Here is a 26,987-nt window from a genome sequence, read left to right on the forward strand (position 1 = left end):
GTGTACGCGCGGACACGTTCACGCTCAGGTGCACTACCCGTCCACGCGACACATCCTGTCGAGCTTGCACATCAGAGGCGGGGGTCGATCGGTTCGGATTCGAGGGCCAGGACGGCGAAGACGCATTCGTGGATGCGCCACAGTGGTTCGCCGCGGGCGGCGCGAGCCAGGGACTCGAGGCCGAGGGCGTACTCGCGGAGGGCGAGCGACCGTTTGTGGCCGAGGTTGCGGTCCCGCAGGCGGGTGAAGTTGGCGGGCTCGGTGTAGTCGGGGCCGTAGATGAGCCGCAGGTACTCCTGCCCGCGCACCTTCAGCCCCGGCTGGGCGAGACCCTTCGCCGTCCGCGTGAGGTTGGCGGCCGGCTTGACGACCATCCCCTCTCCCCCGGCACCGGTCAGTTCCTCCCACCACGCGATGCCGGCGTCCCAGTCGTCCGCGCCGACCCACAGGCGGCGCGTCGGCGTGATCAGTTCCGGGCCTTCGGCAACCATCCGGTCCGCGATCGCGAGGTGCCAGGCGTGCGGCTGCTCCTCGTACGTCGCGCCTTCGGACGCGAGCACCTGGAACGGCGCCAGCCGCACGCCGTCGAGCCCGTCCGTCGGCCAGCAGTACCGCCGGTACGCCTCGGTGAACCGCTCCGCGTTCGCAGCCCGCCGCTCCATCGACTCCAGCAGCCCACCAACCTCCAACCCGCTGTCGCGAGCAGCCCGTAGCGCAGCGGTTGCAGCGGGCAACGAAGTACGCGCGGCCGCGCCGACGGCGGCGTACTGGTTCCGAAGCAGGTCCTCGGCCTTCGCGCTCCACGGGAGCAGCTCGGCGTCGAACAGGATCCACGACGTGTCCAGCTCGGCGAACAACCCGGCCTGCTCGGCGACGGAACGCAGGCGCAGCAACAGCTCGTCGGTCAGTTCCGGACCGAAGAACGAACGCCCGGTGCGGGTGTGGATCGCGCCGCGTCCGCCCAGGCCGAACCGCTTCTCCGCCACGTCGTCGTCCCGGGTCAGCAGTACGACGGCCCGCGAACCCATGTGCTTCTCCTCGCACACGAGTTCGGTCACGCCCTGCCCGCGGTACGTCTCGAACGCCTGCCGCGGGTGCTCCAGCAGCCCCGGCTCCGGCGACGTCGCGACCGGGCTCATCGTCGGGGGCAGGTACAGCAGGTACCGCGGATCGATCGCGAACCGGCTCATCACCTCCAGCGCCGCGCCGGCCTGCTCGGCGCGGACGCTGAGCCGCCCGTGCGTAGCGGTCTCGATCACCCGCCGGCCGGTCACGTCGGTGAGTTCGAGTACGTCGGGTTCGCGCGCCGGTGCGGTTGCCACGTGCAACGGTTTCGCGGGCGGGTAGTACTCCTCGGCGGCCGGTACGGAGACCAGCTCCCGCTCCGGATAGCGCAGCGCGGTCAGCGATCCGCCGAACACGCACCCGGTGTCGAGGCAGATCGTGTTGTTGATCCACTCCGGCTCCGGCGTCGGCGTGTGGCCGTAGACGACGGTCGCGCGGCCGCGGTAGTCGTTCGCCCACGGGTAGCGCACCGGCAGCCCGAACTCGTCGGTCTCGCCCGTCGTCTCGCCGTACAGGCAGAACGAGCGGACGCGTCCGGACGTACGGCCGAGCATCCGCTCGACCAGCCCCGCGTGCGAGACGACCAGGTTCCCGCCGTCGAAGACGTAGTGCGAGATCAGACCGTCGATGAAGGTGGCGACCTGGTCGCGGAACTCTTCCGGCTCGCCGGCGAGTTGCTCCAGCGTCGTTTCCAGGCCGTGGCTGATCTTCACGTTCTTGCCGCGGAGCGCGCGGAGCAGCTTGTCCTCGTGGTTCCCCGGCACGCAGTACGCGTTGCCGTCAGCAACCATTCCCATGACGAGGCGGAGTACGCCGGGGCTGTCCGGACCACGGTCCACCAGGTCGCCGACGAAGACCGCGCGACGGCCGGGCTGCATGGCGTGGGCAGCGTTGACAGGACGACCGAGGTCGTCACGCGTCAGGGTGTAGCCGAGGTCGGTGAGCAGGCGCTCGAGTTCCGGGCGGCAGCCGTGGACGTCGCCGATGATGTCGAACGGTCCGGTCTGGTCGGTGAGGTCGTTGTAGAGCCGGGTACGTTCGATGCTGACGGCATCGATCTCGTCGACGGTGTCGAGGACGTGGACGGTGCGGAAGCCTTCGCGTTTGAGGCTGCGCAGGCCGCGCTTGAGTTGCGAGCGCTGCCGGACCACCACCTTGCTGCCGAACTGGCGGTCGGCGCGCTGCTCGTTCCGCTCGACACACACCCGCTCCGGCGGATCGAGGACGATCGCGACCGGGAGTACGTCGTACTCCCGCGCCAGGTTGACGAGTTCCTTGCGGGCCTCCGGCTGGACGTTCGTCGCGTCGATGACGGTCAGCCGTCCGGCGGCGAGGCGTTTCCCGGCGATGAAGTTGAGTACTTCGAAGGCGTCCTTCGTGGCGGCCTGGTCGTTCTCGTCGTCCGACACCAGCCCCCGGCAGAAGTCGCTCGAGATCACCTCGGTAGGCAGGAAGTGCTTCCGCGCGAACGTCGACTTCCCGGACCCGCTCGCACCGACGAGCACCACCAGACAGAGCTTCGGAATCTGCATCAGTTCGCCTCCTCCCGACGGAACAGAGCGAGCTGGGTCGGCGGACCCACCTCTGGGTCGTCGGAACCCACGGGGCGGAAGTCGACCTGGTAGCCGTAGCGGTCTGCGGTCTGGGTTGACCAGGTGCGGAATTCCTCCCGGGTCCACTCGAAGCGGTGGTCGGGGTGGCGGTAGTTGCCGGCGGGGAGGGTCGGGAAACGGATGTTGTACTCGCTGTTCGGGGTGGTCATCACGACCGCGGCCGGGCGGGCGGCGCGGAAGACGGAGTCGGCCAGGGCGGGCAGGCGGGGTGGGTCGACGTGTTCGACGACCTCCATCAGTACGACGGCGTCGAGGCCGGCGAGGCGCTCATCGGCGTACGTCACCGAAGACTGGAGGAATGACAGGCGCTCGCGCTGGCGGTCCGGGAGGTCGTCGTAGTGCAGGCGGCGTTTCGCGGAGATCAGGGCGCGGGCGGACACGTCGGTCGCGATCAGCTCACCGATCATCGGGTCCTTCAGGAGTTCGCCGACCAGCGCGCCCTCGCCACAGCCGAGGTCCGCGATCCGGCGCGCGCCGAGTTCCCGCAGTACGCCGGCCACCGTCGTACGCCGCTCGACCGCGAGCGACACCGTCGGCTCCGCCGCGAACGCGACCCCGTCCTCCTCGGACGACTCGTCCGGGAGCGCGATGCCGTCGGCCTCGGCCAGCCGTTCCAGGGCGGCGTCGGCCAGGTACCGCCGGTGCGCGAGGTAGCGCCGCGAGATCAGGTCCTTGTCCGGGTGCGCCGCCAGCCAGCCCTCGCCGGCGCGGACCAGCTTGTCGACCTCGTCCGACCCGACCCAGTAGTGCTTCGCGTCGTCGAGCACGGGCAGCATCACGTACAGGTGTTTGAGTGCGTCCGCGAGCCGCAGTACGCCGCTCAGCCGCAGGTCGACGTACCGCGAATCGCCCCACGCCGGCACCTCCGGGTCGAGCGGTACCGGGCGGGCGTCGACGGCCCACCCGAGCGGCCCGAACAGCCGCTCCGCGAGCTCGGTACCGCCGTTGCAGGGCAGCGCCGGTACGTGCACATTGAGCGGGATCGCCCGCGCGGCGAGCTCCGGGCGGGCGTCGCAGCGGCCGTTCATCGCCGTACGGAACAGCTTTCCGAGAGCGACTGCGAGCAGGCTGGACGCGGCGTACGGGCGGTCGTTCACGTACTGCCCGAGCGTGAACCCCTCGGCGGCCTTGCCGCGGCCGGCCCGGACCAGACCGATCGGGTCGATCTCCAGCAGCACGGCCGCCGTACAGCGCTCGGCCGTGGCCTCCGGGTAGAACACATGGGCCGAACCACCGGTCACGTCGATCGCCTGCGGTCGCTCCGGGTTCTTGTGCAACAGGAACCCGAAATCACTCGCGGGAGCGCCTACTCCGGACAGGTCGGTACCAAGCGTCAGGAACACCTGAGGTATTCGATCACGTGTCGCGGATCGAGACACGCGGATTAGGGTCTGGCGCGTTCGGGCAGATTGGTTCTAGCTTGAGAACAGAAGAAGAGTCGCTACGGGCCGTTCTTCCCCGCTGACATTCTGTACACGTCCCCGGTTTGTGGCGAAGGTCTACCCACGCCACAACTACGGGGAAAGGATCATGGCAGCTCTTTCACGCACCCAGGGGTACCGCCGGTGAAACCCCAGACGTTCGAACTCGTTCGCTACACCGACATCAGCGGAGTCTCCGGGACCGGAGTCGTCGCCGAAGGCTGTGTCTTCACCGACGGCTCGGTCGCGCTCCGCTGGCACGGCGCCAACCCCTCCACGGCCGTCTGGCCGGACCTGGACTCGATCCTCGCCGTCCACGGCCACCGCGGTGCGACCGTCGTGCGCTGGCTGGACGTCTCCGAGATGGAACCCGTCCCAGGCACCGACCTGCTGCCCGGCGAGCTGACCCACATCCTCGCCACCGGCCGGCGCACCCACACCCCAGCCGCCGCCTCGGCCTGACTGACGTACGTACCTCGCGGCTGGCTGCCCTTACGGGGTGAGGCCGGTCAGCGCGAAGAACTCGGCGCGGGAACTGGGGTTGTTGCGAAGGGTGCCGTGGAGCGCGGATGTGACCGTCTTCGAACCGGTCGCGCGGACGCCGCGCAACGACATGCACTGGTGCTCGGCCTCGATCACGACGCCGACGCCCTTCGGCGCCAGGTGATCCTGCAGCCAGTCAGCGACCTGCTTGGTCAGCCGCTCCTGCACCTGGAAGTCGCGCGCGAACAGTTCCACCACGCGGGCCAGCTTCGACAGCCCGAGGATCCGGTCGCCGGGCAGGTACCCGACGTGGGCGACGCCCTGGAACGGCAGCAGGTGGTGCTCGCAGAGCGACTGCACCGGGATGTCCTTGGCCAGGACGAGTTCGTCGTACCCCTCGTCGTTCGGGAACGTGGTCAGCTCGAACTCCCGCGGGGTGAGCATCTCCGCGTACGCGTTCGCGACCCGGCGCGGGGTGTCCGCGAGGTGAGCGCTGTGCGGATCCCGCCCGAGCGCGGTCAGCAGGTCCGCGACCGCACGCTGCGCCGCCGGCAGGTCGATCTGCTCCCGGCGGGCGACGATATGGAGGGGGACGGACTCGAGGTCGGCCGAGATCGCCATGCGCTACTCCCTGAGGTCTCAACGAACTGACATCATACTGTTTGACCAACCGAAGTTGTCGATAGAATCATCCCGTGGACAGCTCCTGGGACGCCTCGGTTCAGGCAGTCGCGGTACTGGAGGAGCCGACGCGGCGCCGGCTCTACGAGTACGTCGCGGGCCAGGCCGAGCCGGTCAGCCGGGACGATGCCGCGGCCGCGCTCGGGATTCCGCGGACGACGGCCGCGTTCCACCTGGACCGGCTGACCGGCGAGGGTCTGCTCGACACCTGCTACGAGCGCCGGACCGGCCGCACCGGACCTGGCGCGGGGCGGCCTGCCAAGCTGTACCACCGCTCCGACCGCGAGATAGAAATCACCCTCCCCGAACGCCAGTACGCCATCGCGGGCCACCTCCTCGCCGCAGCCATCCAAGACGCCGAAACCACGAACCTCACGCCCCGAGAAGCGGTCAACCGCAGAGCGCAGGAGTACGGCGAAACGCTCGCTCACACAGCGCAAGCCCGTGGAGAGCAACTGGAACAGATCCTGGAGGCGCACGGGTTCGAGCCTCGGGCAGGTGGGGACGGGATTGTGTTGGGGAACTGTCCGTTCCGGCGGTTGGCGAAGGAGCATCCGCAGCTGGTGTGCGGAATGAACCTGCACCTGGTCGCCGGGTTGCTCGCGGGTCTCGGCGCCTCGTTCCAGGCCGAGCTCGGCCCGAACTCCGGCAACTGCTGCGTTCGCATCACCCGCACCAGCGGAGCTCCAGCACTCACCAGCCCGACCGGCGAGGCGCTGCCGGCCGACGGCTGAGCCGGCCGCACGCCGCCGCACGCCGCCGCGGAGCCCGCGGCGGGGCGTTGGTGAGTGGTGGGGGTTCGGCTCGGTAGGCTCGGCGCGTGGCGAAGGGTAAGCAAGGGCAGGGGACGCCGGCGACGGTTGCGTTGACGAAGGCGAAGGTCGAGTTCACGACGCATGCGTACGAGCACGACCCGGCCGCGAAGTCGTACGGGCTGGAGGCGGCGGAGGTGCTCGGGCTCGCGCCGGAGCAGGTGTTCAAGACGTTGCTCGTCGAGGTGGACGGGAAGCTGACGGTCGGCGTCGTACCGGTCGACAAGCAGCTCGACCTGAAGGCGATCGCGGCCGCGGCCGGCGGGAAGAAGGCGGTGATGGCCGACCCGGCCGCCGCCGAGCGCAGCACCGGGTACGTCGTCGGCGGCATCAGCCCGATCGGCCAGAAGCGCCCGCTCCCGACGGTCGTCGACAGCACCGCCACCAGCCACCCGACCGTCTACGTGTCGGGCGGCCGGCGTGGTCTCGACATCGGCCTGTCCCCCGCTGACCTGATCAGCGTGACGAAGGCCCGCACCGCAGCCATCGCCCGCTGACCAGCCGGCCGTCGCGCGCTCACCAGCCGGCCGCCGCCCGGCTGATCAGTCGGCCGTTGCCCGGCTGATCAGTCGGCCGTTGCCTCGTCCGGGATCTCCTCGGCGCCGGTGATGAACGACACGACGTCGCTCATCGAGACCTTCTTCGGATCGACGACCCCCGTCCGCCGGCCGAGCCGGTGTACGTGGACGCGATCGGACACCTCGAACACCGCCGGCATGTCGTGCGAGATCAGGACGACCGGCAGGCCGCGATTACTGATCCGCTTGATCAGTTCGAGCACGTGCGCGGTCTCCCGTACGCCCAACGCCGCCGTGGGCTCGTCCATGATCACCACCTTGCTGCCGAACATCGCCGCCCGCGCCACCGCGACCGCCTGCCGCTGACCACCCGACAGGCTCTCGACCGGCTGGGTGATGTCCTGGATGGTCGCGATGCCGAGTGCGTCGAGCTGGTTCCGCGCCTCGACCCGCATGGCTTTGCGGTCCAGCATCCGCAGCTTGCCGAGCAGTCCTTCGCGGCGGATCTCCCGGCCGAGGAACAGGTTGGTCGTGATGTCCAGCGCGGGTGCCACCGCGAGGGTCTGGTACACCGTCTCGATCCCGCTGCGCCGCGCGTCCAGCGGCGAACGGAACTGCACCGGGTGCCCGTCGAGCTCGATCGTTCCGGCGTCCGGCTGCAGGGCGCCGGTGAGTGCCTTGATCAGGCTGGACTTGCCGGCGCCGTTGTCACCGACGATCGCCAGCACCTCACCCGGGTACAGGTCGAAGTCGGCACCGTTGATCGCCGTCACGTGGCCGTACCGCTTGACCAGGCCGCGGGCGCTCAGCATCGCCGTCCGTACGGCGGTCTCGGTGGTCATGAGCTCCTCCTCCGGGTCGCCTGGTCGAACGCCACGGCGCCGATCACCAGCACACCGGTGGCCAGGTTCTGGTAGTTCGAGTCGATCCCCATCTGGGTCAGACCGCTGCGCAGTACGGCGACGATCAGCGCACCGACGATCGTGCCGACGACACCGCCACGCCCGCCGAACAGGCTCGTGCCGCCGATCACCACCGCGGTGATGCTGTCCAGGTTGCCGGTCTGGTACGCGTTCGGGTCGGCGGTCGGCGTCCGGCCGAGCGCCATCCAGGCAGCGAACCCGTAGATGATGCCGGCCACGGCGTACACGCTCACCAGGGTGCGGTCGATGTGGATACCGGTCAGCCGGGCCGCCTCCGGTTCGTTGCCGACGGCATAGACATGCCGGCCCCAGCCGGTCTTCGCCAGTACGAACCACGTGGCGGCGAACAGCACCGCGGCGAGCACCATGCCCATCGTGAACTGGACCCGGCCGAACAGGTACAGCGACGTACCGAGCCAGGTCAGCAGCCCGTCCGGTACCGGCCAGGTGGTGCCCTTGCTGTACAGGTTCGTCACCGCGGTCATCACCGCGAGCATCCCCAGCGTGACGATGAAGGGCGGCAGCTTGATCCGGCTCACCAGGAGACCGGACAGCGTCGCCACCACCGCGCACGCCACGATCGAGACGACCAGCGCGATCGGGCTGGGCAGATGCCCGGTGACGAGCCGGGTCATCAGCAGCGTGCCGAAGACGGCGATCGCGGCGTTGGCCAGGTCGATGCCGCTGGTCAGGATCACCAGGGTCTGGCCCAGCGCGAGCGTGCCGACGACGATCGACTGCTGGACGATGAACGAGAAGTTGTCGATGCTCGCGAACGTACTCGTCGCCAGCGAGAAGAAGACGATCGCGACGAGCAGTGCGGCGGTCGGGCCGAGCACCGGGTTGCGGGCGAACAACGCCCGGACCGCATCGCCGCGGCTGCCGGTGTCAACAGTGGTTGTTGCCGTGGACATCGATCGTCACCCCCAGCAGTTCTGCGCGCCCCAGGTGGTGTCCTTGGACGCCATCCCCGCGACGGGCTTGTCGGTGATCAAGGTGGCACCGGTGTCGATGAAGCCGGACGGCTTCTTGCCGGTCTTGGCGTAGTCGAAGACCGCGTTCACGCCGTCCTCGGCCATCTTCTTCGGGAACTGCATCACCGTGCCCACGAACAGGCCGTTCTTCACGTCCTGCACGCCCTGGCAGCCACCGTCGATGGCGCCGACGAGCACCTTGCCGGTCAGGCCCTTCTCCTTCAGCGCCTGGTACGCGCCCCGGGCCGCGGGCTCGTTGATGTTGTAGACCGCGTTGACCTGACCGCCGACACGCTGCAGCAGGTTCTCCATCGCGGCCTGGGCCTTGGTCTGGTCGCCCTGGGTGAGTGCGGTGCCGATGATGTCGGGGGTGTTCAGCGGCAGGCCCATGCCCTCGAGGAACCCGTTGTGCCGCTGGATGCCGACGCTGGCGCTCGGGTCGAGGTCCATCATCACCAGCTGCGGCTTGGTGCTGCCGAGCCGGGCCTTGACGTACTGGCCGATCAGCTTGCCGGCGGTCTCGTTGTTGGTCGCGTACGTCGCGGCCACCGCGTCCGCGGGCGTGGTCTGGGTGTCCAGCGCGATCACCACGACGCCCTTGTCCTGCGCCTGCTTGATCGCACCCAGCACCCCGGCCGAGTTGCTCGGCGTGATCAGGATGCCCTTGACGCCCTGCTGGACGAGGTTCTCGATCGCGGTCACCTGGCCCTCGTTGTCACCGTCGAACTTGCCGGCCAGCGCGATCAGCGAGCCGCCCTTGGCCTCGGCCGCGGCCTTCGCCGACTCCCGCAGCTTGACGAAGTACGGGTTGGTCTCGGTCTTGGTCACGAGCCCGACCTTGACCGGTCCGGAGCCGCCCGAGTCCGACCCGGGACCTGACTTCTTCGTCGTCGTACAGGCGCTGAGCGCCATTGCGCCGGCGCATGCGAGCACAGCCACGGCGGCGGTCGATCGCCGGAATCCGGTGAACTTCATCGGAGCACCTCCTGGTTTCCTGAACTGTTTGCGCGACCGGTACCCGGCCGAGCGGTGCAGCCAAGCTAGAACCGCTCAGATGAGCACGGAATGATTTGCGCAAAAGATTGCGGAGTTGTTTCCCGGCAGCGACGATTCCGACATGGCCGGTCCACGTCGCGGTGCTCGGCTGGTCGACGTGGCCAAGCTGGCGGAGGTGTCGATCAGCACCGTCTCCCATGTCCTGAACGGCACCCGGTACGTCGCGCCGGACACCCGGGAGCGGGTCCGGCACGCGCTCGAGGCGCTCGACTACGCGCCGCCGGGGCCGCTGGTGCCGAAGCGGTCGGGGCGCGCCCTCGGGCTGGCCATCACCGGAGCGTCGAACCCGTACTTCGGGGACCTGATCGCCGGCGTCGAGTCGGAGGCCAGCCGGGCCGGGTTCGCGCTGCTGCTCTGCGACACCCACGACGACACCCAACTCGAGGCCAAGGCGGTCGCCACGTTGCTCGCGCACCACGTCGAGGCCGTGATCATCGCACCGACCCCGGGCTGGACGGAGACAACGTTGCCTGTGTTGCGCAAGCACAACACACCGTTCGTACTCGTCGACCGGATGAGCGACGTCCGCGCCGACCAGGTCGGTACCGAGAACGAGTCGGTGGCCGCTGCCCTGGTGGAACACCTGATCGAGGTCGGCCATCGCCGGATCGGCATGCTCGCGGGTCTCGCGGGCCTGTCCACCACGGACGAGCGACGACGCGGGTACCAGCGAGCGCACGAGGCGGCCGGGATCGCTGTCGACCCGGGGCTGATCGTCGATGCCCACTCGACAGTCAGCGGTGGCCGGGCCGGAGTGATCTCGCTGCTGCACCAGCCGGATCCGCCGACCGCGATCTTCGGTGCCAACAACGCGATGACGATCGGAGCGCTGCTCGCGCTCAAGGAGACCCGGCGGCGGATCCCCGAGGACGTCGCACTGGTGACGTTCGACGACTTCGAGTGGGCCAGCGCCATGTCGCCCGCCCTCACCGCGGCCGCACAGCCGTTCCACGCGATGGGGGCGCGGGCCGTGCAGTTGCTGCTGCGACGGCTGGCGGACCCGTTCGCACCCCGCCGGATCGAACGGCTGCCGGCCGAGATCGAGCACCGGGAGAGCTGCGGCTGCCGGGTCGCGTCGCGAACGGTCACCGATCCCGGGGCGCAGGTGTCCGGATGACGCTGCGCACGACGCCGCGGTACGACGGCGCCGCCGCTCTGTCGCGTGCGGTCGTACTCCTGCAGCAGCCGCAGCGTTCGATCCTCGGGATCGCCGGATCGCCCGGTGCGGGCAAGTCGACGTACGCCGAACGACTCGTCCGGGAGCTGAAGGCCTTGGGTCATCCGGTGGCGCTGGTGCCGATGGACGGGTTCCACCTCGCGCAGACCGCGCTGACCGAACTCGGCCTGACGGCGGTCAAGGGGGCGCCGGAGACCTTTGACGTCGACGGGTACGCGGCCCTGCTGCGGCGGCTACGGCAGCGGTCCGGACGGACCGTCTGGGTACCGCGGTTCGACCGGGACCTCGAGGAGCCGATCGCCGCGGGTCTGGCGGTGCCGGACGAGACTCGGCTGGTCGTGACCGAAGGCAACTACCTGCTGCTCGATCAGGGGCCTTGGGCAACTGTTCGGCCGCTGCTCGACGAGTGCTGGTTCCTCGAACTGGACCCGGCGGTGCGCCGGCACCGACTCACCGCGCGGCACGTCCGGCACGGCCGTACCGAGGACGAGGCGCGAGCGCGGACCGCGGGCAGCGACGAGGCGAACGCACGCCTGATCGACGCCACCCGGGTCCACGCCGACGCCTTCCTGTCGGCCTGACCGGGACGCATTGCCGGCCCGACCGCCGGGCCGGTGCCTTGATGCGGCCTGAGCGTCAGCCGGTGATGGTTGGTTTGCCGGTTTCGAGGTGGCCGGAGAGGCGGCGGCGGTAGGTGGTGTCATCGGGGGTGGTGACCTCGACGTCGTACCAGCCCTGGTCGGTCGGCCAGAAGAGCGGGCAGGACTGCTTGCCGCGGAGTTCCAGCGTGGTGGTCTTGCTGATGTAGCCGCGGGCCTTCAGCTTGACCGTCAGCTGTTTGCGGGTCGTGTTGACCAGGTGGAGTTGCAGGGCGCCGGCTCGGTTCTCGATCCGTACGTCGAGGCCGGCTGCTTCGCCGGTGGACGAACCGGCTACTTCCACCCAAAAGCGGTTCGGTCCTTGGACTGCGAGTTCGAACGGGCCGTTCACCGGGATCTCGACCAGGGCCGGGGTGTCGCCCGGCGTGCGGTCGGCCGCCGAGTGGTGGACGTCCAGGTGGGCCGGCGCGGGGAGTTCGCCGCCGTACGGGTAGATGGTGAAGTGCGCCGACTGGGCGCCGTGGTTGCTGAGGGCAAGCATGAGCTTGCCGTCGGCCACGGATCCCGAAACCGACGGCCCGTAAGGGAGTGCGCGGGCCGGGCGGCGGCCGGTCTCCTGCAGCGGCAGCGCCTGGTCGGCCGGCGGGTTCGGGTGCCAGCGGTTGATCGGGGCCGGGACCGGGCCGGGCTTGTCGACCGACGGCTGCCGGTAGCTGCGGTCGAAGTCGAACGCCGACGTCAGGTCACCGCACGCCGTCCGGCGCCAGGTGCTGATGTTCGGTTCCCCTACTCCGGTCCACAGCTCGAGGAACCGCAGCACCGACGTGTGGTCGAAGACCTGCGAGTTCACGTGACCGCCGACTGTCCACGGGGACACGACCGTCATCGGGACTCGCGGGCCTAGGCCGATCGGCTTCCCGGCGTACCAGTCGTCGCCGTCGCCCGAGCTGGGTTGCGGCGCGACCGGCGGCGGGACGTGGTCGAAGTACCCGTCGTTCTCGTCGAAGTTCACGAACAGCACGGTCTTCGACCAGGTCTCCGGGTCGGACGCGATCGCGTCGAGGACGTCGTAGATCAGGTTCGCGCTGCCGACCGGGGTGGACGAGCCGGGGTGCTCGGAGTCGACCGCGGACGGAACCAGCCAGCTCACCTTCGGCAGCGTGCCGGCCTTGATGTCGGCGCGCAGCCGCGGCACGAGCGACTCCGGCTCGGAGCGGTACATCGCCTTGCGGAACAGCTTCTGGTCCGCGGGGGAAAGCTTCCCGACCGCCGCGTCGAGCTGCTGCAGCGCGACGGTCCGTTCGGCGTCGGACTTCGCGAACAGCTTGTCGTAGAACTCTTCGGTGGTCCGGTACCCGCCAGGGACGTTGGCGAGGATCCGGTGGCCGATGTCCTTGAACGTCTTGAAGTACTCGACGGCGTTGTCGGTGAAGTTGTCCCACTCCTGGTAGATCTGCCAGGAGACGCCGGCCTGCTCCAGCCGTTCCGGGTACGCCGTCCAGTCGTAGCCCTTGTGGTCGTACGAGTACGCCGCGTTCGTCACCGCGCGCTGCGTCGTACCGGGCTCGTAGCCGACGGTTCCGGACCACAGGTAGTTGCGGTTCGGGTTGGTGGAGCCGTTGACCGAGCAGTGGTACGCGTCGCAGATCGTGAACGTCTCGGCGAGCTCGTACTGCAGCGGGATGTCGCGGCGCTCGTAGTGCGTCATCGTGGCGGCGGTCTTCGCCTGTACCCAGTCGTCGTTCCAGCCACCGGCCCACGCTTGCGTGGCGTCGCCGAAACCGTGCGCCAGCGCACCGAGGTACTGGATGTCGTCGGGGTTGCGACCCTCGGCCGCAGCGGCCTTGCGGAGCGAGAACGGCAGCACCTCGCCACCACCGGACTTCGGTTGGTGGAAGACGCTCTTGCCGTTGCGCAGCCGGAGCGGCTGGCGGTCGCCGTACCCGCGTACGCCGCGCAGCGTCCCGAAGTAGTGGTCGAACGAGCGGTTCTCCTGCATCAGCACGATCACGTGCTCGATCGCGCGCAGACCACCACGCCTCACAGGTTGCGCCATCGCGGTGTGCAGTGACGGCGGAAGCAGCGAGACCGCTGCCCCGCCCGCCACCGAACCGAGCACCAAGCGCCGGGAGATCTCAGTCATGGTCCGGACCTTAAAAGCGTCCTTTGACGGCCGAGAGACCTCCAGGTGAACAGCTAGCCGCGACGGGCGATTGCTGCGTTCCGGAGCTTCTCGAGTGTTTCTACGGTTGTTTCCCAGCCCATGCAGGCGTCGGTGATCGACTGGCCGTAGGTCAGGTCCCGGGTCGGGTCGAGGTCCTGGCGGCCCTCCTGCAGGAACGACTCCAGCATCACGCCGACGATCGCGCGGTTCCCGGCCGCGACCTGCGCGCCGATCTCCCCTGCCACGACCGGCTGCCGCTTGTGGTCCTTGCGGCTGTTGCCGTGGCTCGCGTCGACGACGACCCGCTCGGCCAGGCCGCCCTTGCGGAGCAGCTCGACCGCGCCGGCGACCGAGTCCGCGTCGTAGTTCGGCCCGCTGTCGGAGCCACGCAGGACGAGATGGCAGTCCGGGTTGCCGCGGGTGTGCAGGATCGCCGGGGCGCCGTCGTGGTCGATACCGGTGAAGACGTGCGGTACGGCGGCTGCCTTGATCGCGTCGACCGCGGTCGCGATCGAGCCGTCGGGGCGGTTCTTCATCCCGATCGGCATCGACAGGCCGGACGACAGCTGGCGGTGTACCTGGCTCTCGACGGTCCGGGCGCCGATCGCGCCCCAGCCGACGGTGTCGGCGATGTACTGCGGGGTGATCGGGTCGAGGAACTCGCAGCCGACCGGCAGGCCGAGCCCGGTCACCTGGACGAGCAGTTGCCGGGCGATCCGCAGCCCGCGGTTCACGTCGCCGGAACCGTCCAGACCGGGGTCGTTGATCAGGCCCTTCCAGCCGAGCGTGGAACGCGGCTTCTCGAAGTACACCCGCATCACCACCAGCAGGCCGTCGGAGAGCCGCTCGGCGACCGGCGCGAGGCGTTCGGCGTACTCGAGGGCGGCGTCGGCGTCGTGCACCGAACAGGGGCCGACGACAACCATCAGCCGGTCGTCGGCGCCGTTCAGTACGTCGGCCACCGCCTGCCGGCCGGACGCGACCGTACCAGCGAGCTCGTCACCGAGCGGGAACTCGTCGTGCAGCGCCTGCGGCGTCACCAACGGGACGGTCTTCTCGATCCGGCGGTCGACGACGCGACTCTGTTCGCTCGGTTTCGGGAGGGTGTTCATGGGTGGGGACCTTTCCGCCGGTCCGCTCGCGTTGCAGCGCAGGCAGCCGGCTGTGGATACGAGAAAAGGCAAGGACGATGTCCTTGCCTTCGGGCCGGCTCTGGTGTCTGCGGGTGGGCGTCAGCGATCGGCTGAGTCGCCCGGCACCAAGGCCGGCCACTCAAAAAATCGCCAATAGCAACGCTTCACGGGAACGACCATAGCACCCGCGGCCAGGACCCACCGACCAGTAACCATCCGGTGCCGGCTTCGTTGACTGCTGCAAGACGGGTCGAGACATCGGGGAGTTGCTGACAGGTGGTGAGGCCGCGGACCTTCGAGCTGGTTCGGTACCGGGATCCCAGTGGTGTGTCGGGGACAGGCGTGGTGGCGGAAGGGTGTGAGTTCACCGACGGTTCGGTGGCCCTGCGCTGGCGCGGTGACAATCCGGCGACGGCCGTCTGGCCGAACGTCGAGTCCATCCTGGCCGTGCACGGGCACCAGGGGGCGACCGAGATCCGCTGGACCGACGCACCGAGGGCTCCGGGCAACCTGTTCGAGGAACTCCACCAGATCCGGTCCGTGACCTCCGCCAGCGATCCGCTCTCGCCGCCGCCCGGCCACCCACGTGGATGGGCAGGGGCACGACATCTGAGGTAGAACGTGCCCGTGATCCAGATCCACAGAGGGCAACGCCGATGCCCGTGACGCAGATCTACCTGGTCCGGCACGGTGAGCCGGACTACGAACCGATCGACTCCCGCGGTCTGCCGGGACCGGCGGCCGACTCCGCCCCACTCAGTGCCGTCGGCATGAAACAGGCCGAGGAACTCGCGGACCTGCTCGGCGGTATCCGCGCGACCTACCTGGTCAGCTCGCCGTACACCCGCGCGCTGCACAGCGCCGCCATCGTCGGCCACCGGCTCGCGCTCGGCGTCAAGGTCGACCACGACCTGCGCGACTGGTCGCCGGACCACACCGGCCTGTGGCGCGGGGTCGCCGACGTGCGCGCCGCACAGGCCGAGTTCGAGGCGTACGACGGTGAGTGGCCGGACGGGATCCAACGCGCCTGGGAACCGTTGTCACGGGTCCGGGAGCGCGCCCTCGCGGCCCTCGCACGGCACACCGCGAGCACCGACGGACCGGTCCTCGCGATCACGCACGCGACCGTCATCCGGGCCCTGACCGGCGAGCGGAACACCGCGCACGGCGCGCACGAGTACTACCGGTACGACCCCTCGGCAACAAGCTGATCGGGGCCCTGAGCAAGGGCTTTAAACGCTGCTTGGGCATCTGCACGTGCAGACGACTTTGCACCGTTGAAGTGACCTATGTCACACGGATTGATGACGTGAACACGCTTTCCGCCTGAAAACCGCCGATCACGGGCCGCGACGGCCCTCAACCGGGATCGCTGCGATAACGATGCGCCCGAACTTCGAGACAACAAGGGTTGAACTACGTAAGAGATGAGCATAGTTTTCACCGAGCGCCCGTCCGCGCTTACGGTGAGTCAAGGAGGTTGCCATGTCGAGAGGGATGCCTCGCCTGCCCCGCCCGCTCATGGATCTGTGGGACTGGCAGTCGCAAGCTGCTTGCCGGGACGTCAACCCGGAGCTCTTCTTCTCACCCGAATCGGAGCGTGGCGTTCGCAAACGCGCTCGCGAGATGGTGGCCAAGTCGCTGTGCGGCACCTGCCCGGTCCAGCCCGAGTGCCGCCAGCACGCGCTGTCGGTCGGTGAGCCGTACGGCGTCTGGGGCGGCACGACCGAGTCCGAGCGCGACACCACGGTGCTGCCCGAGCACCGCAAGTCCGCCTGACCTGCTGACAACGTACGGCGTCAAGGCCTGTGGAAACTCAGGCCTTGCCGTCGTCGCTGTCGGACGGGGTGTCGTCGGAACCCTTGGTGTCCTTGGGCTCGGGCTTGTCCTCGGGCGGCTTGATCGTCGTCCGCGGGTCCCGGTAGCGGTCCAGCGACTTGAGGAAGTCGGGATCGTCGTCGGGTGCCGTCGGCCGCGCGGCCGGTGGCGACGCGGGCCGTCGTACCACGGCCTCCTGCGGGCTGCCCTGGGCACGGGACATCAGCAGCCAGACGATCGGCCCGGCGAACGGGACGAACACGATCAGGACGATCCACAGCAGCTTCGGCAGGTGCGGTACGTCCTCGTCGGGGGTCTGGATGCACGAGAACAGCGCGTACACGGTCAGAACCAGGCTGATCAGGAACGGCAGAAATCGGACCACGTTCCAACAGTACGGCGCGAGGTGTCTCAGTGTGCGGAGGAGGTGAGTCCTCGCGCGCGGAGCACGCTGTTCTCGAGCGGGCGGAAGACGAGCAGCTCGATGCCGACGCCGACCACGAAGATCAGCACGATGCCGGCGAACACCATCGAGATGTCGGACAGCGACATGCCGTTGTGCAGGAACTGGCCGAGACCTTCGCCCAGTTCCGGTGAGGTCGCGATCAGCTCGGCGGCCATCAGCGACCGCCACGAGAACGCCCAGCCCTGCTTGAGTCCGCCGAGGAACCCGGGCAGCGCGGCGGGCAGCAGGATGTACCGGATGCCGCCCCAACGGCCGGCACCGAGCGCCTTGCCGACCCGCGGCAGGATCGGCGGCACCTGGTCGAGCCCGGACACGAGTCCGTTCGCGATCGACGGCACCGCACCGAGCAGCACCACCCAGTAGATCGCTCGGTCGTTGATCCCGAACCACAGGATCGCGGCCGGCACCCACGCCACCGACGGCAGGCTCTGCAGCCCTGACACCAGCGGCCCGATCCCCCGGCGGACGACCGGCAGGTTCGCGATCGCGAGCCCGAGCGGTACGGCGATCACCAGCGAGAACGCGAACCCGATCACGGCCCGGTGCACCGACACCCAGAACAGCCCGAGGATGTCACCGCTGGACACGACCTGCCAGATCTGGTTCCACACGGCGACCGGCGCGGGCAGCTTGTACTCGGGCCAGAACGCGGCCGCCCACAACGCCTGCCAGATCGCCACGAACACGACCACCGCACCGACCGGCGGGAGGACGCGGGCAGCGATCCGGCGGAACCGTGAGCCTTCTACCGCGTTGACCGGGGTGTCTAGAGCATCAAGTCCCGCCTCGACCGCACCTTCTTCGTGCAGGTCAAGCTGCGGCATGGCTGCTGATCACCTTTCGCAGGGCGGTGTTGATTTCCTCCACAGCATTGGGCGCGTCCTCGACGTCCCATTCGCGGACGACGCGACCGGGCCGCGAGGACAGCAGTACGACGCGCTGCCCGAGCCGGACGGCCTCGCGGACGTCGTGCGTGACGAACAGGATCGCCGTACCGGTCGCCCGCCAGATGCGCAGCAGCTCGCCCTGCAGGACGTCCCGCGTGATCGCGTCGAGCGCGGAGAACGGCTCGTCCATCAACAGCAGCGACGGCTTGCCCGCGTCGCCGCTGTCCGTCGTAGAGGCCAACGCCCGGGCCAATGCAACTCGTTGCCTCATGCCACCGGACAGTTCGTGCGGCCGCTTGTCGCCGAGGCCCTTGAGCCGGACGAGCTCGAGCAGCTCGGCCGCCTTCACGCGGCGCTGTGCCTTCGGTACGCCGGCCATCCGCAACGGGAGCTCGACGTTGCCGGCCGCCGTCAGCCACGGCATCAGCGCGGCCTCCTGGAAGACGACCGCCGGGCGTGACGAGTGCAGCTCGATCCGCCCGGTGGTCGGCCGGTCCAGACCCGCGACCAGGTTCAGCAGGGTCGTCTTGCCGCATCCGGACGCGCCGAGCAGGCAGACGAACTCACCGGCCCGCACCTCGAGGTCGACGCCGTCCAGCGCGACCACCGACTTGCGGCCGCTGCCGAACGCCTTGCCCACCTGGTGGAACCGCACCGGGCTCAGCTGGTCCGGCCGGGTCGTCACTTCAGCTTCGACGGTCACGGTCATCGGCCTCTCCCCTACTTCGAATCCAAGCCGGCGGCGTCGACCGCGGGCTTGCCTGCCTTGGCGAGTACTTCGTTCAGCGGGCCGAGGTCCGCGAAGCCGGCCACGGCCGGCGCCTGCTTGGCGATGCCCGCGGTGACCTGGTCCTTGGCGAGCTGCGGGAAGGTGCTCGCGATCGGGTCCGCGGTGATCTGGATGTGCTGGAACGCGCGGTCGATGACGGCCGGCTTCAGCGACTTTCCGGTGGCTGCCTTCAGCTGGTCGTTCACGACGGTCTTCGCCTCGGCGGTGTTCGTCGCGCTGAAGTCGATCGCGTCGACCAGCCCGGTGAGCAGGGCCTTCACGGTCTCCGGGTGCTCCTGCAGGAACTGCGTACGGACGATCAGCACGGTGGTCGGGAACTTCCCGTCCGGCCAGAGCGACGCTTCGTCGAGCAGTACCTTCGCGCCCGCGTCCAGGACGAGCCGCGACGACCACGGCTCCGGCAGCCAGGCCGCGTCCACGTCGCCCTTCTTGAACGCGTCGAGGGTCTGCGCGTTCTCCAGGTTGGTCACCTTGACCTTGCCGGTCAGGTTCTGCCCGGCGAGCCACTTCTTCAGCGCCACGTCCTGCGTGTTGCCGAGCTGCGGCGTGACGACGGTCTTGCCGACCAGGTCGGCGGGCTTGGTGATCGACGGCTTCACCACGAGCTGCGCGCCGCCCGAGGTCGCACCGGCGATCAGCCGGACCGCCTCGCCGTTCGACTTCGCGTACGCGTTGATCGCGGGACCGGAGCCGATGAAACCGGCGTCCAGCGAGCCGCCGAGCAGCGCCCCGACCTCTTCAGGCCCGGCGTTGAACTTGGTCGGGACGAGCTTGGTGTTGCCGAGGTCCTTGGCGAACAGCCCCTTGCCGAGACCGACGAGCGCGGCCGCGTGCGTGACGTTCGGGAAGTACCCGAGCCGCAGCTCGGTCGCGGGACCTTTGTCGCTGGAGGCGGCTTGGGTGTCGTCGCTGCCACCGGCGCGCGAGCAGCCCGCGGCAGCGACAGTAAGGGCCAAGGCGGCCGCGAGCAGGCGGAACGGACGGAAGGTGGAGATGCTCACAGGGGGACCTTTGCGGTATGCGTGTTTCGTGGACGGGACGAACGGCGGACGCTGAGGTGCTACGCCTGGGCCCGACAACCCGAAGAGTTCACGCGCAACAGATCGACGTGCCGGCGCCGCGTGAGGGCGTCTCCGGGCGCGTTCGCGATGATCTGCATAGGTCTATGAAAGCGGACAAAGTCAAGCAACCTGCTCTGGTTTCGCGATGTGAGACGAGAAATCGAATGCCGGATACGGACAGAAGGGTTGAACCGGCGTGAGCACGCTCTTACGGTCGTCAGCGTGCTGATCCCCCGCTCTCTCAAGACCGAGTACGCCGTGCGACCGCTGGGCGTCGACGTATCCCGTCCGCGCTTCAGCTGGGTCGCCGAGGCGCCCGGGTACGGGGCGGTGCAGGCGGCGTACCAGGTGCTGGTCGCGAGTGCGCCGGAGCTGCTGACGCCGGAGCGCGCGGATGTCTGGGACTCGGGCACGGTCGAGTCGGCGCGGACGTTCGGCATCGCGTACGACGGGCCGATAACGGCGCGGACGCACTACTACTGGACCGTCCGGCTGTCGGACGAACAACCCGGCGAGTGGGCTGCACCGGAATGGTTCGAGACCGGACTGCTCGACGAGGGGTTCGAGACCGCGCGGTGGATCGGCGGCACGACGGACAGCGCGCCGCTGCTCCGGCGTGGGTTCGCCGTCGACGGGACGGTCCGGCGGGCGCGGCTGTACGCGAGCGGTCTCGGGTACGCCGATCTGCGGCTGAACGGGCAGGCGGTGAGCGACGCCGTACTCGATCCTGGCTTCACCGCCTACGACCGGACCGTCCTCTACGTGACGCACGACGTGACCGATCTGCTGCAGGCGGGTGACAACGTGGTGGGGGCCGAGCTCGGGCGTGGGTTCTTCGGGCTGACGTCGGTGAACGTCTGGCGGTGGCACGACGCCCCGTGGACCGCCGACCCGCGGCTGATCGCGCGGCTCGTGATCGAGTACGACGACGGCCGCGTCGACGAGGTGGTCAGCGACGAGACCTGGCGGCTCACCGGTGGGCCGACGCTGTCCGACTCGCTGTACGTCGGCGAGACGTACGACGCCCGCCGCGCACTGCCCGGCTGGGACGCGGCCGGCTTCGACGACTCGTCCTGGGCGCCCGCGAGTGTCGTCGAGGCACCTCGCGGGACGTTGCGGGCCCAGGCGCACGAACCGATCCGGGTGATCGAGACGGTCGACCCGGTCGAGGTCACCGAGGTACGTCCGGGGGTGTGGATCGCCGACTTCGGGCGGACCGTGGCCGGCTGGACGCGGCTGACGGTGACGGCGGAGGCCGGGACCACGATCGGCCTGACCCACGGCGAAACAGTTGCTGACGGCAACGTGGTGGCCCAGAACCGGCACGTCGAGGGCGACCGGATCCAGCGCGACGAGTACATCGCGGCCGGCACCGGCGCGGAGACGTGGGAGCCGCGGTTCTCCTACAAGGGTTTCCGCTACGTGCAGATCGAGGGCGCCCAGGCGGACGTGCAGCTGCGGGTGGTGCACTCCGACGTCGCGTCGGCGACCACCTTCGCCTCGTCGCAGCGACCGTACGAACAGTTCGAGCGCGCGATGCGGCGGACGATCCTCGGCAACCTGCACGGGATCCCGACCGACACACCGTTCTACGAGAAGAACGGGTGGACCGGCGACGCGCAGGTCGGCGCGCCCACGATGCTCGCGGCCCTCGACCTCGCACGGTTCTTCACCAAATGGCTCGGCGACATCCGGGACAGCCAGGCGGAGTCCGGGCAGCTGCCGGTGATCGTGCCGACCAGCGGCTGGGGCTTCACCGACCTCTCCCCCGCGACCGAATGGCCGACCGTGTATCCGTTCCTGCTGCGCGAGATGTATCGCTGGTACGGCGACGACCGGCTGCTACGCGAGCACTGGGACTCGCTCACGCGGTACCTCGCGTGGGAACTCGACCGCGTCGAGGACGGGTTGTCGGTAAGCGTGCTCGGCGACTGGTTGCCGCCCGGCTACGGCGACGGTCCCGCGCCGGAGGACCGGCGGCTGACGGGTACGGCGTACCTCTACCGCGCGCTCGTGGTCGCGGCGGAGATCGGCGAGGTGATTGGGCAGGCCAACGAGTACCGCAAGGCGGCGGGTGAACTCGCGGACGGGCTGAACCGGGCCTTCCTGGACCGCGACGCCGGTCGCTACCGGTCCGCCGAGGACCCCGACTACCGGCAGACGTCGAACGCGGTCCCGCTGGCGTTCGGGATCGTCCCGGAGGACCTGGCCCCGAAAGTCGCAGCGGGCCTGGCGGCGGATGTGCGAGCGCGCGGGTTCCACCTGAACACCGGCTGCCTGGGCGTCGGCGTACTGCTGCCGGTGCTGACGAAGTACGGATACGGCGACGTGGCAACGAAGGTCGCGCTGCAGCGGAGCTACCCGAGCTGGGGGTACTGGATCGACCTCGGCGCGGACACGATGTGGGAGATGTGGGAGGACGACTCGCGGTCGCGCAACCACTACTTCCAGGGCACGGTCGTGCAGTGGATCTTCGAGAACGTCGCCGGACTGCGGGTGATCGACGCCGGCGCCGAGCGGATCGTCGTACGGCCGGACGCGCGCGCCGAGGTGGATTCGGCGAGCATCCGGACCGAGACGATCCGCGGGCGGGTCGCCGTGTCGTGGAAGAAGACGGGACGCGTGCTGTCGCTGGACGTACAGGTCCCGGTCGGTACGACGGCCGAGGTGTACGTGCCGTCGGCGCGGGCGGCCGATGTGGAGGCCGTACCGCGGTCGTTCGCGGGCTCGCCGTCGTACGACAACGGCTACACCGTCTACACCGTCGGCGCCGGGCAGTGGTCGTTCACGAGTCGGTCCGCTTCGTGAAGATGAGGTCGCGGACGTCGCGGCCTTCGGCCTGCGCGCGGGACTCGAACTTGGTGACCGGACGCCATTCCGGGCGCGGGGCCCACCCGTCGTAGGAATTGCGCAGCGACGGCTCGGCCGTGCAGACCTCGAGCATCCGGTCCGCGTAGTCCGCCCAGTCCGTTGCCAGGTGCAACGTTCCGCCGGGTCGCAGGCGGGACGCGATCAGCGCGACGAACGACTCCGTGACGAGGCGGCGCTTGTGGTGCCGCTTCTTCGGCCACGGGTCCGGGAAGTAGATCCGCACGCCGGACATCGTCCCAGGGGCCACGTGGTCGCGGAGGAAGTCGAGTGCGTCGCCTTGCAGCAGGCGGACGTTCTCCAGGTCGTACTTCTCGACCCAGAGCATCAGCTGACCCAGACCGGCCGGGTAGACCTCCGCGGCCAGGTGGTTCACCTCCGGCGCGGCGACGGCCAGTTGCGCCGTCGCTTCGCCCATCCCGGAGCCGATCTCCAGCACCGTCGGCGCCTCGCGGCCGAACCACTCGGCGAGATCGAGTACGCCCGGCGGCAGGTCCTCCTGCGTCCGGCCGAGCTCGGACCAGTGCGACTGCCAGACACGCTGCTGCCCAGCCGTCATCCGCACACTGCGGCGGACGGTGCTGAACACACCCGCCTGCCTGACCTGATCCGTTGCTCCCACCAGGTGGAGTCTATAGCTGCAGTGTGTGGCCGGTTTCCAGGTAGGTCTTCAGGTTGGCGAGGATCGGGCCCCAGCCGTTCCGCCAGCCCTCGACGGTGTCCTCGGCGATCTCGTCGTGCACGACCTGGAGTTTCACCACGGTCTCGCTGCGCGGCTCGATCGTGAAGGTGACCCGACCCGGGGCGGCGGGTGACTCCATGAACTCGTTCTTGAACGTGTACGCGAGCGTCTTCGGTTCGTCGTACACCAGGACCTCACCCGAGTCCGTGAGGCTGTCGTCGGCGCTGTCGTAGAAGCGGACCGGCGCGCCGACCGTCCAGTCGGACTCGATCCGGCGGCCGAACCAGTACAGCTGGGTGAACGCACCCGAGGTCAGTGCCGCCCACAGCTTCTCCGGTGTGGTCTCGATGTAGGTGACGTGGATCATGGCCGGCTTACTCATCGTTGTCCTCCAAAGCGGATTTCAGTGCGCTGAGGGCGCGGAGTTTGTCCCGCTCGTAGTTGCTCAGCCACCGTTCGGCGATCTCGTTGATCGGTACCGGGTTCAGGTAGTGGAGCTTGTGCCGGCCGCGCCGGACCGTGACGACGAGGTTCGCGTCCTCGAGGATCCGCAGGTGCTTGGTGACGCCTTGCCGGGTCAGCTCGGGCAGCAGCTCACACAGTTCCTGCAGGTTCTGCCCGTTCCGCTCCCGCAACGCGTCCAGCAACCGCCGTCGCCCCTCGTCGGCCAACGCCTTGAACACCAACTCCACGTCCCGACAATAGGCAACCAAAAGGTTGCCTGTCAATGCTGCGTACCGAAGAACGGGTAGTGGTCGGCCTCGGCGGGCAGGCGTGAGCGGGCGTCAGCGGAATGGTGGGTGGGGTCCGGCGGTCGGGCGGGAGGACTACCCGTTCTTCGGTACGGTCAGTCGTCCCAGAAGAGGTGGGCGACGGTGTTGTGGGCGCGGCGGGTGGTGCGGAGGTAGTCGTCGGCGAAGCGGCCGGACTCCCCCGGTGGGTAGCCGCAGATGCGGGCGACCGCGGCCAGGTCGCGGGGGTCCTGCGGGAGCGAGTCGCCGGGGCGGCCGCGGACCAGCATGATCGCGTTCCGGATCCGGGTGGCCATCTCCCAGGCGGCGCTGAGCGTGTCCGCCTCGGACGGGTCGACGAGGTTGGCGTCGACACCGGCCCGGAGCGCGGCGAGCGTACGCGTCGTCCGCAGGCTCGGAACGCGGTGCGCCTCGCGCAGCTGCAGCAGCTGGACGGTCCATTCGATGTCGGCCAGTCCGCCGCGGCCGAGCTTGGTGTGCGTCGCCGGGTCCGCGCCGCGTGGCAGCCGTTCGGCGTCGACCCGTGCCTTGATCCGGCGGATCTCCATCACGTCGCGCTGGTTGATCCCCTTCTCCGGATAGCGCAGCGGGTCGATCAGCTCGCGGAACGACCGGCACAGGTCGGCGTCACCGCACAGCGGGTCCGCCCGGAGCAGCGCCTGCGCCTCCCAGACGGCCGACCAGCGCGCGTAGTACGAGGCGTACGACGCGAGCGTCCGGACGAGCGGTCCCTGCCGGCCCTCCGGGCGGAGGTCCGCGTCGATCGCCACCGCGGGATCGGCACCGGGCAGCGCCAGCATCCGGCGGAGTTCGGTCGCCGCCTGGGTCGCGAAGTCGGTCGCCTTCTTCTCGTCCGCACCCGGCAGCGGGTCGTGGACGAACATCACGTCGGCGTCGCTGCCGTACCCGAGTTCGTGACCGCCGAACCGGCCCATCGCGACGATCGACATCCGGGTCGGCTCGGGCTCGCCCTTCGCCACAGCCTTCCGGGCGACCTCGAGTGCGGTCGTCAGCGTGCCGATCGAGGTCACCGTGAGCGCCTCCCCGACCGTTTCCACGTCGAGCATCCCGGACAGGTCGGCGGCCGCGATCCGGAACAGCTCGCGGCGCCGTACCGCCCGGATCGCCGCGACGGCGGCCTCCGGGTTGTCCTGCCGGCGCGCGGCCGCGGACATCTCGGTCAGCAGCGCCTCGGGGGTGCGTGGCGTCAGCTCGCGTTCGTCGGCGAGCATCGCGGTCGCTTCCGGTGCGCGCTGCAGGAGGTCGACGGCGTATCGGCCGCTGGCCAGCAGGTGGGCGAGGCGTTCGGCGGAGGCGCCTTCGTCGCGGAGCTGGCGGAGGTACCAGGGCGTGGAGCCGAGCGCGTCGGAGATGGTCCGGAACGCGAGCAGGCCGGCGTCGGGGGCCGGCGATTCCGCGAACCAGCCGAGCATCGCGGGCAGCAACGCCCGCTGGATCGACGAACGTCGCGACACCCCTTCGGACAGCGCCTCGATGTGCCGCAGCGCCGACGCGGGATCGGCGTACCCGAGGGCGGTCAGGCGTTGCTTCGCGGCCTCGGGCGTCAGCCGTACCTCGTTGCCCGGGATCCGCGCGACGGCCGCGAGCAGGGGGCGGTAGAAGAGCTTCTCGTGCAGGCGCCGGACCTCGAGCGCGTGCTTCTTCCACGCCGCGGTGAGGTCGGCCACCGGGTTCTTCGTGAAGCCGAGCGAGCGGCCGAGGCGGCGCAGGTCGGCCTCGTCCTCGGGGACCTGATGGGTACGGCGGAGGCGGTACAGCTGGATCCGGTGCTCCATCGAGCGCAGGAAGCGGTACGCGTCGGCGAGTACGGCGCCGTCCGTACGGCCGACGTACCCGCTGGTGGTGAGGGACTCCAGCGCGACCAGCGTCGTACCGCTGCGGACCGACTCGTCACTGCGACCGTGTACGAGCTGCAGGAGCTGTACGGCGAACTCGACGTCGCGCAGTCCACCCGGGCCGAGCTTCAACTGCCGGTCGACGTCGGCGGCCGGGATGTGGTCGATGACGCGGCGGCGCATCGCCTGCACGTCGTCGACGAAGCCCTCGCGGTCGGCCGCGGACCAGGTGAGGCGGCCGATCCGCTCGGAGTACTCGCGGCCGAGCTCGGCGTCGCCGGCCACCGGGCGGGCCTTCAGGAGCGCCTGGAACTCCCAGGTCTTCGCCCAGCGCTGGTAGTAGGCGAGGTGGCTGTCGAGGGTACGTACCAGTGGGCCGGACTTGCCTTCCGGGCGGAGCGCGGCGTCGACCGGCCAGAGTGTGCCCTCGCCGGTGTGCGCCGAGCAGATCCGCATCGCGGCCGCGGCCAGCTGGGTCGCGGTCTTCAGCGCGGGCGCCTCGGCGTCGCCCTCCAGCGGCTCGACGACGAACAGTACGTCGACATCGCTGACGTAGTTGAGTTCCCGGCCGCCACACTTGCCCATGGCAATGATCGCGAGGCGGCAGTCGGCAGCGCCGGGATGCGCGGCGAAGTAGTCGTTGCGGGCGATGTGCAGGGCGGTCTCCAGCGCGCCGGCGGCGAGATCCGCGAGGACGGCGGCCACCTCGTCGACGAGCAGACCTTCGGCCAGGTCGCGGGCGGCGAGGCGGAGCAGCAGTCGGCGGTATTCGATGCGCAGGGCATCGATCGGGTTGGCCGCGTCGATCGCGGTTGCGAGCTTGGCCGCGACATCCTCGACCGACGGACGCGAACCGGCGAGCGACGGGTCCGCGAGGTCGTACCAGTGCCGTGGATGGACACCGAGGTGCCGGCCGAGCGCCTCGCTCGCGCCGAGGACGTACACCAGCCGGCGGCGGAAGTCGTCGTCCATCCCGAGCGTGCGGGCGAACGCGGCCACGTCATGGCCGTGGCGGTGCAACGACTCGGCCATCGTACAGAGACCGTGCAGGGCGAGGTCGGGGTCGGCCGACTCGGACAGCGTGGTGATCAGCTGCTCGGTCGCCATCGGGGTGTGCGCGTCGAGCGCGTCCAGCTCCTCCAGCATCCCCGCGGCCCGCTGCGGGTCCTCGAACCCGAGCCGGACCAG

25 protein-coding genes are annotated in these 26,987 nt (G+C 69.5%); 9 read left to right on the plus strand and 16 right to left on the minus strand.

The features are described 5' to 3' along the window. Nucleotides 1–71 precede the first annotated feature (71 nt). Together ACFYRU_RS37630 and ACFYRU_RS37635 are read right to left on the minus strand one after the other, a co-directional pair. Nucleotides 72–2,597 carry a polynucleotide kinase-phosphatase gene (locus tag ACFYRU_RS37630; protein WP_387668223.1) on the minus strand — a complete coding sequence of 842 codons (2,526 nt, stop codon included), beginning with the start codon at nucleotides 2,595–2,597 and terminating at the stop codon, nucleotides 72–74. After that, the gene (locus ACFYRU_RS37635) at nucleotides 2,597–4,021 is read right to left on the minus strand and encodes a 3' terminal RNA ribose 2'-O-methyltransferase Hen1 (RefSeq protein ID WP_387668225.1); all 1,425 of its coding nucleotides are present in this window, start codon (nucleotides 4,019–4,021) and stop codon (nucleotides 2,597–2,599) included. Before ACFYRU_RS37635 ends, ACFYRU_RS37630 begins: the two co-directional genes overlap by 1 nt. 222 nt (nucleotides 4,022–4,243) lie before the next feature. Here ACFYRU_RS37635 and ACFYRU_RS37640 point away from each other — a divergent pair, with 222 nt between their 5' ends. Next, nucleotides 4,244–4,561 carry a hypothetical protein gene (locus tag ACFYRU_RS37640; RefSeq protein WP_387668228.1) on the plus strand — a complete coding sequence of 106 codons (318 nt, stop codon included), beginning with the start codon at nucleotides 4,244–4,246 and terminating at the stop codon, nucleotides 4,559–4,561. A 30-nt stretch (nucleotides 4,562–4,591) separates the two neighbouring features. On the opposite strand, the gene folE is transcribed toward ACFYRU_RS37640, so the two are convergent. Next, nucleotides 4,592–5,203 (minus strand): GTP cyclohydrolase I FolE, encoded by a 612-nt coding sequence (gene folE / locus ACFYRU_RS37645; RefSeq protein WP_387668230.1) that lies wholly within the window; start codon nucleotides 5,201–5,203, stop codon nucleotides 4,592–4,594. Nucleotides 5,204–5,277: 74 nt separating this feature from the next. Between folE and ACFYRU_RS37650 the strand changes: the two genes are divergently transcribed. Together ACFYRU_RS37650 and ybaK are read left to right on the plus strand one after the other, a co-directional pair. Continuing rightward, nucleotides 5,278–5,997 (plus strand): helix-turn-helix transcriptional regulator, encoded by a 720-nt coding sequence (locus ACFYRU_RS37650; protein ID WP_387668233.1) that lies wholly within the window; start codon nucleotides 5,278–5,280, stop codon nucleotides 5,995–5,997. A gap of 86 nt (nucleotides 5,998–6,083) precedes the next feature. Next, nucleotides 6,084–6,572, plus strand: coding sequence for a Cys-tRNA(Pro) deacylase (gene ybaK / locus ACFYRU_RS37655; protein WP_387668236.1), 489 nt, complete (start codon nucleotides 6,084–6,086; stop codon nucleotides 6,570–6,572). Between the two features lie 68 nt (nucleotides 6,573–6,640). On the opposite strand, the gene ACFYRU_RS37660 is transcribed toward ybaK, so the two are convergent. Genes ACFYRU_RS37660 through ACFYRU_RS37670 form a run of 3 tightly spaced genes read right to left on the minus strand, consistent with a single transcriptional unit; the run spans nucleotide 6,641 to nucleotide 9,465 of the window. After that, the gene (locus ACFYRU_RS37660) at nucleotides 6,641–7,435 is read right to left on the minus strand and encodes an ATP-binding cassette domain-containing protein (protein ID WP_387668239.1); all 795 of its coding nucleotides are present in this window, start codon (nucleotides 7,433–7,435) and stop codon (nucleotides 6,641–6,643) included. After that, nucleotides 7,432–8,430 (minus strand): ABC transporter permease, encoded by a 999-nt coding sequence (locus tag ACFYRU_RS37665; RefSeq protein ID WP_387668241.1) that lies wholly within the window; start codon nucleotides 8,428–8,430, stop codon nucleotides 7,432–7,434. The genes ACFYRU_RS37660 and ACFYRU_RS37665 overlap by 4 nt, the downstream gene beginning before the upstream one ends. A gap of 6 nt (nucleotides 8,431–8,436) precedes the next feature. Beyond that, a complete protein-coding gene (locus ACFYRU_RS37670) occupies nucleotides 8,437–9,465 on the minus strand; it encodes a substrate-binding domain-containing protein (RefSeq protein ID WP_387668243.1) in 1,029 nt (342 codons plus the stop codon). Nucleotides 9,466–9,607: 142 nt separating this feature from the next. Here ACFYRU_RS37670 and ACFYRU_RS37675 point away from each other — a divergent pair, with 142 nt between their 5' ends. Continuing rightward, nucleotides 9,608–10,663 carry a LacI family DNA-binding transcriptional regulator gene (locus ACFYRU_RS37675; protein WP_387668245.1) on the plus strand — a complete coding sequence of 352 codons (1,056 nt, stop codon included), beginning with the start codon at nucleotides 9,608–9,610 and terminating at the stop codon, nucleotides 10,661–10,663. Further along, entirely contained in the window at nucleotides 10,660–11,304 is a 645-nt protein-coding gene (locus ACFYRU_RS37680; RefSeq protein ID WP_387668247.1) for a nucleoside/nucleotide kinase family protein, read from the plus strand. Before ACFYRU_RS37675 ends, ACFYRU_RS37680 begins: the two co-directional genes overlap by 4 nt. 55 nt (nucleotides 11,305–11,359) lie before the next feature. Here ACFYRU_RS37680 and ACFYRU_RS37685 read toward each other — a convergent pair whose 3' ends face one another. Then, on the minus strand, nucleotides 11,360–13,465 hold the full coding sequence (locus ACFYRU_RS37685) for a phosphocholine-specific phospholipase C (RefSeq protein WP_387668250.1): 2,106 nt from the start codon (nucleotides 13,463–13,465) through the stop codon (nucleotides 11,360–11,362). A gap of 53 nt (nucleotides 13,466–13,518) precedes the next feature. Continuing rightward, the gene (locus tag ACFYRU_RS37690) at nucleotides 13,519–14,598 is read right to left on the minus strand and encodes a 3-deoxy-7-phosphoheptulonate synthase (protein WP_387668253.1); all 1,080 of its coding nucleotides are present in this window, start codon (nucleotides 14,596–14,598) and stop codon (nucleotides 13,519–13,521) included. A gap of 297 nt (nucleotides 14,599–14,895) precedes the next feature. Here ACFYRU_RS37690 and ACFYRU_RS37695 point away from each other — a divergent pair, with 297 nt between their 5' ends. The 3 genes from ACFYRU_RS37695 (at nucleotide 14,896) to ACFYRU_RS37705 (ending at nucleotide 16,398) form a co-directional block, all read left to right on the plus strand. After that, a complete protein-coding gene (locus ACFYRU_RS37695; protein WP_387668255.1) occupies nucleotides 14,896–15,237 on the plus strand; it encodes a hypothetical protein in 342 nt (113 codons plus the stop codon). A gap of 38 nt (nucleotides 15,238–15,275) precedes the next feature. Beyond that, entirely contained in the window at nucleotides 15,276–15,830 is a 555-nt protein-coding gene (locus tag ACFYRU_RS37700) for a histidine phosphatase family protein (protein ID WP_387668257.1), read from the plus strand. Between the two features lie 274 nt (nucleotides 15,831–16,104). Continuing rightward, on the plus strand, nucleotides 16,105–16,398 hold the full coding sequence (locus ACFYRU_RS37705; protein ID WP_387668260.1) for a WhiB family transcriptional regulator: 294 nt from the start codon (nucleotides 16,105–16,107) through the stop codon (nucleotides 16,396–16,398). 37 nt (nucleotides 16,399–16,435) lie between these two features. Here the strand turns inward: ACFYRU_RS37705 and ACFYRU_RS37710 are convergent, their stop codons facing one another. From ACFYRU_RS37710 to ACFYRU_RS37725, 4 genes are read right to left on the minus strand one after another with little or no spacing between them, the layout of a single operon-like run. After that, on the minus strand, nucleotides 16,436–16,822 hold the full coding sequence (locus ACFYRU_RS37710) for a PLD nuclease N-terminal domain-containing protein (protein WP_387668263.1): 387 nt from the start codon (nucleotides 16,820–16,822) through the stop codon (nucleotides 16,436–16,438). A gap of 26 nt (nucleotides 16,823–16,848) precedes the next feature. Continuing rightward, nucleotides 16,849–17,727 carry an ABC transporter permease gene (locus tag ACFYRU_RS37715; RefSeq protein ID WP_387668266.1) on the minus strand — a complete coding sequence of 293 codons (879 nt, stop codon included), beginning with the start codon at nucleotides 17,725–17,727 and terminating at the stop codon, nucleotides 16,849–16,851. After that, nucleotides 17,714–18,499 carry an ABC transporter ATP-binding protein gene (locus ACFYRU_RS37720; RefSeq protein WP_387668268.1) on the minus strand — a complete coding sequence of 262 codons (786 nt, stop codon included), beginning with the start codon at nucleotides 18,497–18,499 and terminating at the stop codon, nucleotides 17,714–17,716. Before ACFYRU_RS37720 ends, ACFYRU_RS37715 begins: the two co-directional genes overlap by 14 nt. Nucleotides 18,500–18,510: 11 nt before the next feature. Beyond that, nucleotides 18,511–19,581: an ABC transporter substrate-binding protein gene (locus ACFYRU_RS37725; RefSeq protein ID WP_387668270.1), complete on the minus strand. Its 1,071-nt coding sequence runs from the start codon at nucleotides 19,579–19,581 to the stop codon at nucleotides 18,511–18,513. A gap of 282 nt (nucleotides 19,582–19,863) precedes the next feature. On the opposite strand from ACFYRU_RS37725, the gene ACFYRU_RS37730 reads away from it, so the two are divergent. Continuing rightward, nucleotides 19,864–22,449 carry a family 78 glycoside hydrolase catalytic domain gene (locus tag ACFYRU_RS37730; RefSeq protein WP_387668273.1) on the plus strand — a complete coding sequence of 862 codons (2,586 nt, stop codon included), beginning with the start codon at nucleotides 19,864–19,866 and terminating at the stop codon, nucleotides 22,447–22,449. On the opposite strand, the gene trmB is transcribed toward ACFYRU_RS37730, so the two are convergent. The 4 genes from trmB to ACFYRU_RS37750 all read right to left on the minus strand — a co-directional run bounded on the left by trmB (nucleotide 22,427) and on the right by ACFYRU_RS37750 (nucleotide 26,945). After that, the gene (gene trmB / locus ACFYRU_RS37735; protein WP_387668275.1) at nucleotides 22,427–23,131 is read right to left on the minus strand and encodes a tRNA (guanosine(46)-N7)-methyltransferase TrmB; all 705 of its coding nucleotides are present in this window, start codon (nucleotides 23,129–23,131) and stop codon (nucleotides 22,427–22,429) included. The two genes, ACFYRU_RS37730 and trmB, sit on opposite strands and share 23 nt — an antisense overlap. A 10-nt stretch (nucleotides 23,132–23,141) precedes the next feature. Next, on the minus strand, nucleotides 23,142–23,573 hold the full coding sequence (locus ACFYRU_RS37740; protein WP_387668277.1) for an SRPBCC domain-containing protein: 432 nt from the start codon (nucleotides 23,571–23,573) through the stop codon (nucleotides 23,142–23,144). Then, nucleotides 23,566–23,883 (minus strand): ArsR/SmtB family transcription factor, encoded by a 318-nt coding sequence (locus ACFYRU_RS37745; RefSeq protein ID WP_387668280.1) that lies wholly within the window; start codon nucleotides 23,881–23,883, stop codon nucleotides 23,566–23,568. Before ACFYRU_RS37745 ends, ACFYRU_RS37740 begins: the two co-directional genes overlap by 8 nt. A gap of 155 nt (nucleotides 23,884–24,038) precedes the next feature. Beyond that, on the minus strand, nucleotides 24,039–26,945 hold the full coding sequence (locus tag ACFYRU_RS37750) for a bifunctional [glutamine synthetase] adenylyltransferase/[glutamine synthetase]-adenylyl-L-tyrosine phosphorylase (RefSeq protein ID WP_387668518.1): 2,907 nt from the start codon (nucleotides 26,943–26,945) through the stop codon (nucleotides 24,039–24,041). Between the last annotated feature and the right edge of the window lie 42 nt (nucleotides 26,946–26,987).

Source organism: Kribbella sp. NPDC004536, assembly GCF_042873835.1.
Taxonomy (GTDB): domain Bacteria; phylum Actinomycetota; class Actinomycetes; order Propionibacteriales; family Kribbellaceae; genus Kribbella.

Coding starts and splice junctions, on each gene's coding strand:
- ACFYRU_RS37630 (WP_387668223.1), bottom strand. CDS start 2,597: ATGCAGATTCCGAAGCTCTGTCTGGTGGTGCTCGTCGGTGCGAGCGGG.
- folE (WP_387668230.1), bottom strand. CDS start 5,203: ATGGCGATCTCGGCCGACCTCGAGTCCGTCCCCCTCCATATCGTCGCC.
- ACFYRU_RS37660 (WP_387668239.1), bottom strand. CDS start 7,435: ATGACCACCGAGACCGCCGTACGGACGGCGATGCTGAGCGCCCGCGGC.
- ACFYRU_RS37665 (WP_387668241.1), bottom strand. CDS start 8,430: ATGTCCACGGCAACAACCACTGTTGACACCGGCAGCCGCGGCGATGCG.
- ACFYRU_RS37670 (WP_387668243.1), bottom strand. CDS start 9,465: ATGAAGTTCACCGGATTCCGGCGATCGACCGCCGCCGTGGCTGTGCTC.
- ACFYRU_RS37675 (WP_387668245.1), top strand. CDS start 9,608: ATGGCCGGTCCACGTCGCGGTGCTCGGCTGGTCGACGTGGCCAAGCTG.
- ACFYRU_RS37680 (WP_387668247.1), top strand. CDS start 10,660: ATGACGCTGCGCACGACGCCGCGGTACGACGGCGCCGCCGCTCTGTCG.
- ACFYRU_RS37685 (WP_387668250.1), bottom strand. CDS start 13,465: ATGACTGAGATCTCCCGGCGCTTGGTGCTCGGTTCGGTGGCGGGCGGG.
- ACFYRU_RS37690 (WP_387668253.1), bottom strand. CDS start 14,598: ATGAACACCCTCCCGAAACCGAGCGAACAGAGTCGCGTCGTCGACCGC.
- ACFYRU_RS37700 (WP_387668257.1), top strand. CDS start 15,276: ATGCCCGTGACGCAGATCTACCTGGTCCGGCACGGTGAGCCGGACTAC.
- ACFYRU_RS37705 (WP_387668260.1), top strand. CDS start 16,105: ATGTCGAGAGGGATGCCTCGCCTGCCCCGCCCGCTCATGGATCTGTGG.
- ACFYRU_RS37715 (WP_387668266.1), bottom strand. CDS start 17,727: ATGCCGCAGCTTGACCTGCACGAAGAAGGTGCGGTCGAGGCGGGACTT.
- ACFYRU_RS37720 (WP_387668268.1), bottom strand. CDS start 18,499: ATGACCGTGACCGTCGAAGCTGAAGTGACGACCCGGCCGGACCAGCTG.
- ACFYRU_RS37740 (WP_387668277.1), bottom strand. CDS start 23,573: ATGAGTAAGCCGGCCATGATCCACGTCACCTACATCGAGACCACACCG.
- ACFYRU_RS37750 (WP_387668518.1), bottom strand. CDS start 26,945: ATGCTGGAGGAGCTGGACGCGCTCGACGCGCACACCCCGATGGCGACC.